Here is a 10,625-nt window from a genome sequence, read left to right as displayed (position 1 = left end):
GGCGCCCGTAGCCCCCCGCCGGCACCGGGCGGCTGCCCCCCGGCGCACCCCCCCCCCCCGCCCGCCCCCCCCGGCGACCCCCCCCCCCCCCCCGCCCCACAGCCCCCCCCCCCCCTCCGCCCCCCCCCGCCCCCTGCCGCTCGTGCGCAAGGGGCCGGTTCGTACGTGAAGGGGTGGGTCGGCGGCTAGAACCAGGAGCTCTCGCGAACCTCGCGCATCGCGACCTTCCGGGTCTCGGGGTCGAGCCGGGAGAGGAAGAGCTTGCCGTCGAGGTGGTCGGTCTCGTGCTGGAGCGCCTGCGCGAGCAGCCCGTCCCCCTCGAGCACCACCGGCTGTCCATCGAGGTCGATCCCCTCGACGCGGGCCCAGGGATGGCGCTGGGCGTCGTGCCAGAGTCCCGGCACCGACAGGCAACCCTCCCCCGTCGGCTCGGGCTCGCCGCGGACCTCGGTCAGCACGGGGTTCAGCACGTAGCCGATCTCGCCGTCGACGTTGTAGCTGAAGGCGCGGAGCGCGACGCCGATCTGCGGCGCGGCCACGCCGGCGCGGCCCGGGAGCTCGACGGTCTCCAGGAGATCCGTGACGAGCGCACGCACGCCGTCGTCGATCTCCTCGATGGGTGCGCACACCGTCCGCAGGACCGGGTCGCCGAAGATGCGGATCTCGCGAACCGTCATCAGGCGGCCTTCGCCCGGAGGCCCTCGACGAGGAGCGCCGCGAGTTCCCGCGCCGCCTTCCGCGTCTCGGGGAGGAGGTTCGCGAAGACGATCGTCCCGCCCGCGGCGATCTGCGGGTCGTACGGCACGCGCACGACGCTGCGGGCCCGCGACGCGAAGTGCGCCTGGAGCTCACCCAGCCGCACGAGCGGCGTCCCGGGCGTGGACTGGTTGAGCACCACGATGGCGTCGCGCGCCTGCTGCGCGTACCCGTTGGACTCCAGCCACGTGAGGGTCTCGGACGCCAGCCGCGCCTCGTCGACGCTGAGTCCGGAGACGATGACGATCTGGTCGGCGAGGTCGAGGGTCGCCGACATCACCGAGTGGACGATCCCCGTGCCGGTGTCGGTGAGGACGAGGGAGTAGTAGTGCGCGGCCACATCGGCCACGTCGCGATAGTCGTCGTCGCTGAAGGCCTCGGCGACACGCGGGTCGGCGTCCGAGGCGAGCACGTCGAGGCGCGTCGCATCCCGTGCCACGATCGCGGAGATGTCGTGGAACCCGCGCACGTCGTCCCGGATGCGGACGAGGTCGCGCACGGACTTGCCATGCTGCGCGCGCTGCACCCGGTCGGCGAGCGTTCCGCGGTCGGGGTTCGCGTCCACGGCGATGACGCGGTCCTCCCTCGCGTCAGCGAGGGCCATGCCGAGGAGCGCGGTGACCGTGGTCTTGCCCACGCCGCCCTTCCGCGAGAGCACCGGCACGAACCGAGCACCGCCGGCGAGCGGAGCGGCGATCCGCGCCGTGAGCTCCTTGCGCTCGCGCGCGCGACGGCCGTCGCCGATGTTCAGCCGGCGCCCGGACAGTGTGTAGAGCAGGTGGCTCCACCCGCCCTCGGGTTCCGGCTTGGCCACGCGGTGCGGGTCGAGGAGCCGATCGGAGGTGAGGAGATCTGCGGACTCGCGGGCGGACTCGCCCAGCTCCCCCAGACGCTTCGCGGTGAGGGCCACGTCGGTCCGGGGCGCCGGACGTGCGGGCGCGGATGCGACGGGCTTGTCGTCGGCTTCGGGCATCGTGGTCTCCTTCTGCACGGGCGCCTGCGGGGCACGCGCCGGTTTCGCGGCCGGGACCGCCGCACGGTCGGCGCCGGCCTTCGCGAGGAAGCGGGCGGCCGCCTCCTCCTCCTCCGCGACCAGGTCAGCCGCGGGCTCGGCAGCCGGCACGGGCTCCTCCGGCACGGAATCCGCCACCACGGGCTCCTCCACCACGGGCTCCTCCGCCGCGGGCGCCTCCACCACGACGGCGTCGATCACGTCGTCGAGTCGCGGAGCATCGAGGACGGGCTTCGGCGCCGCGGGGAGGGTGAGGTCGTCGACGATGAGGTCGATGCCGACCTCCCCGTCCACGACACCGTCGTCGGCGAGGTCGTCATCCTCCTCCGCCGGCAGGGTCACCCGCACCTGCGCGGTTCCGCCGAGGATGCCGATGCCGGCGGTGTCGACGGATGCGGCGTCGTCGAGCACCCCCAGCGGACTGTCCTCGGGGTCGGCGTTGTTCTTCGCGGTCACGTGTCACTCCCAACCTGTGCGGGCCTCGGGATGCGCCCAGGGTGCGCGGCCTCGCCCGCACAAGATTAGTGCGCCGGTCGGATCACGACCAAAAGATCGCCCGCGTCCACCTGCTGCGTCTCGGAGATGGCGTGCCGCTCCACGACCCCGTCCACGGGGGCGGTGATGGCGGCCTCCATCTTCATCGCCTCGATCGACGCGACCGGCTCGCCCGCGCGCACCGTCGCTCCCACCTCGGCCTTGAGGGTGACCACGCCGGAGAACGGCGCCGCCACCTGGCCGGGGACGGACGTGTCGGCTTTCTCGACCTCGTGCGCATCGACCGAGATGGAGCGGTCCCGCACGAACACCGGGCGGAGCTGACCGTTCAGCGTGGTCATCACCGTCCGCATGCCCTTGTCGTCGGCCTCGCCGATCGCCTCGAGCCCGACGTAGAGCTGGACGCCGCGATCGATCTCGATGAGGTGCTCCTGGCCGGGGACCAGCCCGTACAGGTAGTCGCCGGTGTCCAGCACGGACAGGTCGCCGTACTGCTCCCGTCGTTCGGCGAACTCGGCCGCCGGAGCCGGGAAGAGCAGAGTGTTCAGGCGGGAGCGTCGTTGCGCGCTCGTCCCCGCCAGCTCGGCCTCGTCCTGGTCGGTGAGAGCCGTGAGCCCGGTCCGCACGGAACGACCGGCGAGCACCTTGGACCGGAACGGCTCGGGCCAGCCTCCGGGGAGGTCGCCGAGCTCACCCGCCATGAAGCCGACCACGGAGTCGGGCACGTCGTACTTCTCCGGGTTCGCCTCGAAGTCCGCAGGGTCGGCCTTCACCGCGGCGAGATGCAGGGCGAGATCGCCCACCACCTTCGACGACGGGGTGACCTTCGGCACGCGTCCGAGGATGCGGTCGGCTGCGGCGTACATGTCCTCGATGAGCTCGAAGTCGTCGGCGAGCCCGAGGGCCTTAGCCTGCTGTCGGAGGTTCGACAGCTGCCCGCCCGGGATCTCGTGGTGGTACACGCGGCCGGTGGGTCCCGGGAGCCCCGACTCGAACGGCGCGTACTGGCGACGCACCGCCTCCCAGTAGGGCTCCAGATCGGAGACGGCCGCGAGCGAGATCCCGCTGTCCCGCTCCGTGTGGGCGAGGGCGGCGACGAGTGACGACAGCGACGGCTGACTCGTCGTGCCCGACAGCGGCGCCGAGGCGGCGTCCACCGCATCCACGCCGGCGGCGCTGGCGGCGAGCAGGGTCGCGAGCTGCCCGCCGGGGGTGTCGTGGGTGTGCAGGTGCACAGGAAGGTCGAAGCGCTCACGGAGCGCCGAGACGAGCGTCGCGGCCGCAGCGGGGCGGAGCAGGCCCGCCATGTCCTTGATCGCCAGGATGTGCGCGCCGGCCGCGACGATCTGATCCGCCAGCTTCAGGTAGTAGTCGAGGGTGTAGAGCTCCTCTGCCGGGTCCAGCAGGTCCCCGGTGTAGCAGAGCGCCACCTCGGCGACGGCGGTCCCCGTGGCGCGGACCGCCTCGATCGCCGGCCGCATCTGCTCCACGTCGTTCAGCGCGTCGAAGATCCGGAAGATGTCGACGCCGCTTGCCGCCGCCTCCGCCACGAAGGCCTCGGTCACCGCGGTCGGGTACGGCGTGTAGCCGACCGTGTTCCGGCCGCGCAGGAGCATCTGGATGGCGACGTTCGGGAGGGCGGCACGCAACTTGTCGAGCCGCTCCCACGGGTCCTCGCCGAGGAAGCGCAGCGCGACATCGTACGTGGCGCCACCCCAGGCCTCGACCGACAGCAGCTCCGGGGTGAGACGGGCGAGGTACGGGGCGGCGGCGACGAGGTCCTTCGTGCGGACCCTGGTCGCGAGCAGCGACTGGTGCGCGTCGCGGAAGGTCGTGTCGGTGATCGCGAGGGCGGTCTGCGCGCGCAGGCCGCGGACGAACTCCTCGGGGCCCACCTCGAGCAGCCGCTGCCGGGAGCCGGGAGCCGGCTCCGTGCTGAGGTCGATCGGCGGGAGCTTGGTCGCGGGGTCGATGACGCCGGGGTGCGCACCGTGCGGCTTGTTCACCGTCACGTCCACGAGCCAGTTGAGGATCTTCGTGCCGCGGTCCTTCGAGGCGCGACCGCGGAGCAGCTCCGGGCGCTCGTCGATGAAGGACGTGCTGACGTCGCCGCGGATGAAGGCCTCGTCATCGAGCAGCGCCTGGAGGAAGGGGATGTTCGTGGAGACGCCGCGGATGCGGAACTCGGCGAGGGCACGGCGCGCGCGGGCCACGGCGGCCGGGAAGTCGCGGCCGCGGCAGGTCAGCTTCGCGAGCATCGAGTCGAAGTGCGGGCTGATCTGGGCACCCTGGTGCACGGTGCCGCCGTCGAGCCGGATCCCGGCACCGCCGGGCGAGCGGTAGGTGGTGATCTTCCCGGTGTCGGGACGGAAGCCCTGCGTCGGGTCCTCCGTGGTGATGCGGCACTGCAGCGCGGCACCCCGCAGGTGCAGGTTCTCCTGCTGCAACCCGAGATCGGCGAGGGTCTGCCCCGCGGCGATGCGCATCTGGCTCTGCACGAGATCGACGTCGGTGACCTCCTCGGTCACCGTGTGCTCGACCTGGATGCGGGGGTTCATCTCGATGAAGACGACCTCTCCCGCGCGCTCCCCCGCCGTCTCCAGCAAGAACTCGACGGTGCCGGCGTTCTCGTAGCCGATGGAGCGGGCGAAGGCGACGGCATAGCCGTGCAGGGCCCGGCGCACGTCGTCATCGAGGTTGGGGGCGGGAGCGATCTCGACGACCTTCTGATGCCGCCGCTGCACGGAGCAATCCCGCTCGAACAGGTGCACCGTCTCACCGGTCTTGTCCGCGAGGATCTGCACCTCGATGTGCCGCGGGCGCACGACGGCCTGCTCCAGGAACATCCGGGGGTCGCCGAAGGCGCTGCCGGCCTCCCGCATCGCCTCGGCGAGGGCCGGTCCGAGGTCGCCGAGCGTCTCGACGCGTCGCATGCCGCGGCCGCCACCACCGGCGACGGCCTTGGCGAAGAGGGGGAAGCCGATCTCCTCCGCCTGGGCGACGAGCGCGTCGACGTCGTCGGAGGCCTCGGTCGAGCGGAGCACGGGGACGCCCGCCTCGACCGCGTGCCGCTTGGCCTCGACCTTGTTGCCGGCCATCTCCAGCACCTTCGCGGGAGGACCGATGAAGACGATGCCGTGGGCGGCGGCCTTCTCCGCGAGCTCCGGGTTCTCCGAGAGGAAGCCGTAGCCGGGGTAGATCGCGTCGGCACCCGACTCGGTGGCCACGCGGATGATCTCGTCGACGTCCAGGTAGGCGCGGACGGGATGGCCCCGCTCGCCGATCTCGTACGCCTCGTCGGCCTTGAGCCGGTGGACCGAGCCGCGGTCCTCGTGCGGGAAGACGGCGACGGTGCGCGCCCCCACCTCCACGGCCGCTCGGAATGCCCGGATCGCGATCTCGCCACGATTCGCCACAAGGATCTTCTGGAACATGCACACCTCTGAGAGCTCGATGCACGGCCGAGGCACGCACATGGGGCGGGGCTGAGTGTTCCCCCAGCCTAGGGGAAGGTAACGTGGAGTCCGTGCACGTACTCAGCGTCAGCTCTCTCAAGGGGGGCGTCGGCAAGACGACCGTGACACTCGGGCTGGCCTCCGCGGCTTTCGCCCGGGGTGTCCGGACGCTCGTCGTCGACCTCGACCCGCAGTCCGACGTCTCCACCGGGATGGACATCCAGGTCGCCGGACGACTCAACATCGCCGATGTGCTGGCGAACCCGAAGGAGAAGACCGTCCGCCAGGCGATCACCTCCAGCGGCTGGGCGAAGGTCCACCCCGGCACGATCGACGTGCTGATCGGAAGCCCGTCCGCCATCAACTTCGACGGCCCGCACCCGAGCGTCCGCGATGTGTGGAAGCTCGAGGAGGCGCTCGCAGCGGTCGAGGCGGACTACGACCTCGTGCTCATCGACTGCGCGCCGTCGCTGAACGCCCTCACCCGCACCGCGTGGGCCGCGAGCGACCGCGTCATGGTCGTCACCGAGCCCGGCCTCTTCTCCGTGGCCGCCGCGGACCGTGCCCTGCGCGCGATCGAGGAGATCCGCCGCGGTCTCTCACCGCGCCTCCAGCCGCTGGGCATCGTGGTCAACCGCGTGCGCCCGCAGTCGATCGAGCACCAGTTCCGCATCAAGGAGCTGCGAGACATGTTCGGCCCCCTCGTGCTCTCGCCGCAGCTTCCGGAGCGCACCTCGCTGCAGCAGGCGCAGGGCGCCGCGAAACCGCTGCACATCTGGCCCGGCGACTCCGCTCAGGAGCTCGCCGCGGACTTCGACCAGCTCCTCGACCGCATCATCCGCACGGGTCGCGTCCCCGTTCCGGAGAACGGACCGCAGAGCTGACACCGCGGAACGACGAAACGGCCATCCTCTTCGAGGGTGGCCGTTCTTCGTGAAGCGGGGGTGGAGCGTCAGGCGGAGCGCTTGGCGCGACGGGCGGAGAGCTCGTCGACGGGGTCCGGCGCGGAGGCATCGAAGGCGACGAGCGTCGACTCCACCTCGCGCAGCACCTTGCCGACCGCGATCCCGAAGACGCCCTGACCGCGGCTGACCAGGTCGATCACCTCGTCGTTCGAGGTGCAGAGGTAGACGGACGCGCCATCGCTCATGAGGGTCGTCCCCGCGAGATCGCGGATGCCGGCGCGACGGAGCTCGTCCACCGCGGTGCGGATCTGCTGCAGGGAGATGCCCGTGTCGAGCAGGCTCTTGACGAGCTTCAGGACGAGGATGTCGCGGAAGCCGTAGAGACGCTGCGAGCCGGAGCCGTTCGCGCCGCGCACCGTGGGCTCGACGAGCTCGGTGCGGGCCCAGTAGTCCAGCTGGCGGTAGGTGATGCCGGCCGCACGGGCTGCCACGGCGCCGCGATAGCCGACCTCGTCGTCCATCGCGGGCAGACCGTCGGTGAAGAGGAGTTCGGTCACGAACCGCGGGTCGCCTGCGAGCTCATCCGCATTCATCTGAAATCCTCCCTGGAACGGTTATCTCCACGGTAGAGCAGGGTCCCGGCACCGGCAACGACATCCGTGCGACGCCGAAGGTGTGTCGCAATCAGTTCGTTACGAAAGGATCCGCGTGAGCGCATCCTTCACGAACAACGTCCGGACGTCGTCGATCCGAGTGGCCAGCTGCGGCGCCAGTTCGTTGGCGCGAGCCCGCGAGGTGGCATCGGTGCGACGCAGCAGCGTGGACAGCGCCGACTCGATGAGCGAGACCTCCCGCTCCGCGCCCTGCCGCAGGGAACGGAGATGACGCGGCTCGATACCGTGCCGGTCGAGGGCCACGAGCCCGCGGAGCAGCGCGACCGTGGACTCCGAATAGGTCTCCTGTGCGGTGATGACCCCGGTGCTGATCGCGTCGTTGAGGAGCTGCGGTCCGGCGCCGGCAGCGGCCAGGAGCTCGTCGCGACGATAGCGCCGCGGCGCCGGGGCGATCGAGGGCGGCGGGGCGAGCGCGGCCGTCTCGCCCGTGGCCTCCGCCTCGTCGAGCTGCTCGCGGATCACGCTGAGGGGAAGGTAGTGATCCCGCTGCAGGGTCAGTCCCAGACGGAGGCGCTCGATGTCCGAGGAGGAGAACTTCCGGTAGCCGGACTCGGTGCGGGAGGGACGGACGATGCCCTGCACCTCGAGGAACCGCAGTTTGCTGGAGGTCAGGTCGGGGAACTCCGGGGTGAGACGTGCGAGCACCTGACCGATACTCAGCAGGCCCGCGGACGCCGAGCGTTCGCGGGCGGGAGTTGCCGCCATCAGGCGTTCGCCGCGCGGTCGAGCGGGGACGCGAAGAAGTTCAGACGGAACTTGCCGACGCGCAGCTCGGAGCCGTCCGCCAGGGGGCTGCGGTCCACGCGCTCGCCGTTCACGTAGGTGCCGTTGAGGGAGCGCTGATCGATGATCTCGAACGTCGTCCCGTTGCGGGTGATCTCTGCGTGACGGCGGGACACCGTGACGTCGTCGAAGAAGATGTCGGCCTCCGGGTGACGACCGACCGTGGTCACGTCGGTGTCGAGGAGGTACCGCGCACCGGCGAGCGCACCGGAACGGACGAGCAGCAGAGCCGAGCCCGAGGGCAGCGCCGCGATGGCCGACTGCTCGACATCGGTCAACTCCACGCCGAACGGCACGAACGACAGATCGGAATCGTGTCCGAACGTCTGCGTCACGTCGTGTCTCGGCTCGCCGGAGCGATGGATGGCGGCTTCACCGGCCGGTCGGCTGTCGCTGTCTGTCACTGTGCCCTCCTGGCTGTCCAGACTATCCGATCCGGAGGGGTGCGCGGGAGGCCGCTTTCACACTCAGCGGTCCCATACCGGGGATTCATAGGCTGGACTCGTGAAGACCACAGCTCTGCGCCGCCCGGCGGCCCCGATCGCCCTCGCAGCCACCCTCCTCGCCGCGTTCCTCGTCCTCCTCTCCCCGCTCTCCGCGTCCGCCCATGACGCGCTCGTGTCGTCGTCGCCTGCGGCGGACAGCTCCGTGGAGACGCTGCCCTCCGAGCTCACCCTCACCTTCAGCGCGAAGCTCATCGACGGAGAAGGAGCGACGGAGCTGACCGTCACGGATCCGGCCGGTCAGTCCGTCATCGACGGCACTCCCACGGTCGAGGGCGCCATCGTGACGCAGCCCCTGCTCGGCTCCGGGCCCGCCGGTGAGTACCACGTCGTCTGGAAGGTCGTCTCGAGCGACGGCCACCCGACCTCCGGCGAGTTCTCCTTCACCGTCACGGTCGGCGACGAGGCCACGCCGTCGGACGAGCCCACCACCGCTCCCCCGACGGCGGCGCCGACGACGGAGCAGACCGCCGCCCCCGAGGCGACCGCGACGACGGCACCGGACGCGAGAGACGACGCGGGAGCCCCTTCGGTGTGGATCTGGGTGCTCGCGATCCTCGTACTCGCCGCGCTGGCCCTTGTCGTCTGGCTCGTCCTGCGCCGCCGCCGGGGACCGGCTCCGACCGATTCCGCTACCCCCTCGGAGCGATAGGCTTAAGGCATGCCACACTACGACGTCGTCATCCTTGGTGCAGGTCCTGGCGGATACGTCGCTGCGGTTCGCAGCGCGCAGCTCGGTCTGTCCACCGCCATCATCGAGGAGAAGTACTGGGGTGGTGTCTGCCTCAACGTCGGCTGCATCCCTTCCAAGGCGCTCCTGAAGAACGCGGAGATCGCGCACACGCTGAACCACAAGGCCGACTTCTTCGGGATCTCCGGAGAGTTCACGATCGACTACGGCAAGGCGTTCGACCGCAGCCGCGTCGTCGCCGATGGCCGGGTCAAGGGCATCCACTTCCTCATGAAGAAGAACAAGGTGACCGAGTACGACGGCCGCGGCACCTTCACGGGCCCGAAGGCCATCTCGGTGGCGAAGGCGGACGGCTCCACCGAGGAGATCACCTTCGACAACGCGATCATCGCCACGGGCTCGAAGGTCCGTCTGCTCCCCGGCGTGCAGCTCAGCGACAACGTCGTGACCTACGAGGAGCAGATCCTCTCCCGTGAGCTGCCGAAGTCCATCGTCATCGTCGGCGCCGGCGCTATCGGCATGGAGTTCGCCTACGTGATGACGAACTACGGCGTCAAGGTCACGATCATCGAGTTCCTCGACCGCGCCCTCCCCAACGAGGACGCCGACGTGTCGAAGGAGATCACGAAGCAGTACAAGAACTACGGCGTCGACATCCTCACCTCCACCAAGGTCGAGTCGGTCGTCGACAACGGCTCCTCCGTGACCGTCTCCTACACGGGCAAGGACGGCCAGCAGGCGTCGATCGAGGCCGACAAGGTGCTCATGTCGGTCGGGTTCGCGCCGAACGTCGAAGGCTTCGGGCTCGACAAGACGGGCGTGAAGCTCACCGAGCGCGGCGCGATCGACATCGACGACCACATGCGCACCAACGTCGAGGGCATCTACGCCATCGGCGACGTGACCGCCAAGCTGCAGCTCGCGCACGTCGCGGAGGCACAGGGTGTCGTCGCGGCCGAGACCATCGGCGGCGCCGAGACCATGACGCTGGGCGACTACCGCATGATGCCGCGGGCGACCTTCTGCTCGCCGCAGGTGGCGTCCTTCGGGCTCACCGAGCAGCAGGCGAAGGACGAAGGGCGCGAGATCAAGGTCGCGACCTTCCCCTTCATGGCCAACGGCAAGGCGCACGGCCTCGGCGAGCCGGTCGGCTTCGTCAAGCTCATCGCCGACGCCGAGCACCTGGAGCTCATCGGCGCGCACATGATCGGCCCCGACGTGTCGGAGCTGCTGCCCGAGCTCACCCTCGCGCAGAAGTGGGACCTCACGGCCCTCGAGCTGGCTCGCAACGTGCACACCCACCCGACCCTGTCTGAGGCGCTGCAGGAGGGCTTCCACGGCCTGGCCGGCC

Annotated in this window: 9 protein-coding genes; 3 read left to right on the top strand and 6 right to left on the bottom strand. The window is 70.6% G+C overall.

Going from position 1 to position 10,625, the window contains the following annotated elements; all coding sequences use genetic code 11:
• Positions 1-185: 185 nt before the first annotated feature.
• The 3 genes from def to M4D53_RS17370 all read right to left on the bottom strand — a co-directional run bounded on the left by def (position 186) and on the right by M4D53_RS17370 (position 5,697).
• Positions 186-677 (bottom strand): peptide deformylase, encoded by a 492-nt coding sequence (gene def / locus M4D53_RS17380; RefSeq protein ID WP_187661806.1) that lies wholly within the window; start codon positions 675-677, stop codon positions 186-188.
• Positions 677-2,224: a MinD/ParA family ATP-binding protein gene (locus M4D53_RS17375; RefSeq protein WP_259955286.1), complete on the bottom strand. Its 1,548-nt coding sequence runs from the start codon at positions 2,222-2,224 to the stop codon at positions 677-679. Before M4D53_RS17375 ends, def begins: the two co-directional genes overlap by 1 nt.
• Before the next feature lie 65 nt (positions 2,225-2,289).
• Positions 2,290-5,697 carry a pyruvate carboxylase gene (locus M4D53_RS17370; protein WP_259955284.1) on the bottom strand — a complete coding sequence of 1,136 codons (3,408 nt, stop codon included), beginning with the start codon at positions 5,695-5,697 and terminating at the stop codon, positions 2,290-2,292.
• A gap of 92 nt (positions 5,698-5,789) precedes the next feature.
• Here M4D53_RS17370 and M4D53_RS17365 point away from each other — a divergent pair, with 92 nt between their 5' ends.
• Positions 5,790-6,602 carry a ParA family protein gene (locus M4D53_RS17365; RefSeq protein WP_025105105.1) on the top strand — a complete coding sequence of 271 codons (813 nt, stop codon included), beginning with the start codon at positions 5,790-5,792 and terminating at the stop codon, positions 6,600-6,602.
• Positions 6,603-6,670: 68 nt separating this feature from the next.
• Here the strand turns inward: M4D53_RS17365 and M4D53_RS17360 are convergent, their stop codons facing one another.
• The 3 genes from M4D53_RS17360 to M4D53_RS17350 form a co-directional block, all read right to left on the bottom strand.
• Positions 6,671-7,216 (bottom strand): MerR family transcriptional regulator, encoded by a 546-nt coding sequence (locus tag M4D53_RS17360; RefSeq protein WP_060921155.1) that lies wholly within the window; start codon positions 7,214-7,216, stop codon positions 6,671-6,673.
• Positions 7,217-7,315: 99 nt separating this feature from the next.
• A complete protein-coding gene (gene ftsR / locus M4D53_RS17355; protein ID WP_259955282.1) occupies positions 7,316-8,002 on the bottom strand; it encodes a transcriptional regulator FtsR in 687 nt (228 codons plus the stop codon).
• Complete coding sequence (locus M4D53_RS17350) at positions 8,002-8,484, bottom strand: FHA domain-containing protein (protein WP_187661811.1); 483 nt, start codon at positions 8,482-8,484, stop codon at positions 8,002-8,004. Before M4D53_RS17350 ends, ftsR begins: the two co-directional genes overlap by 1 nt.
• A gap of 100 nt (positions 8,485-8,584) precedes the next feature.
• Between M4D53_RS17350 and M4D53_RS17345 the strand changes: the two genes are divergently transcribed.
• Both M4D53_RS17345 and lpdA read left to right on the top strand, forming a co-directional pair.
• Positions 8,585-9,235: a copper resistance CopC family protein gene (locus tag M4D53_RS17345; protein ID WP_259955280.1), complete on the top strand. Its 651-nt coding sequence runs from the start codon at positions 8,585-8,587 to the stop codon at positions 9,233-9,235.
• A gap of 9 nt (positions 9,236-9,244) precedes the next feature.
• A partial coding sequence (gene lpdA, locus M4D53_RS17340; protein ID WP_259955279.1) for a dihydrolipoyl dehydrogenase occupies positions 9,245-10,625 on the top strand: 1,381 nt, incomplete at its 3' end.

Origin of the sequence: Microbacterium meiriae, assembly GCF_025143875.1 — a bacterium.
GTDB lineage: Bacteria > Actinomycetota > Actinomycetes > Actinomycetales > Microbacteriaceae > Microbacterium > Microbacterium meiriae.
The sequence above is the reverse complement of the archived record's forward strand: the minus strand, read 5'-3'. Positions and strand labels throughout refer to the sequence as shown.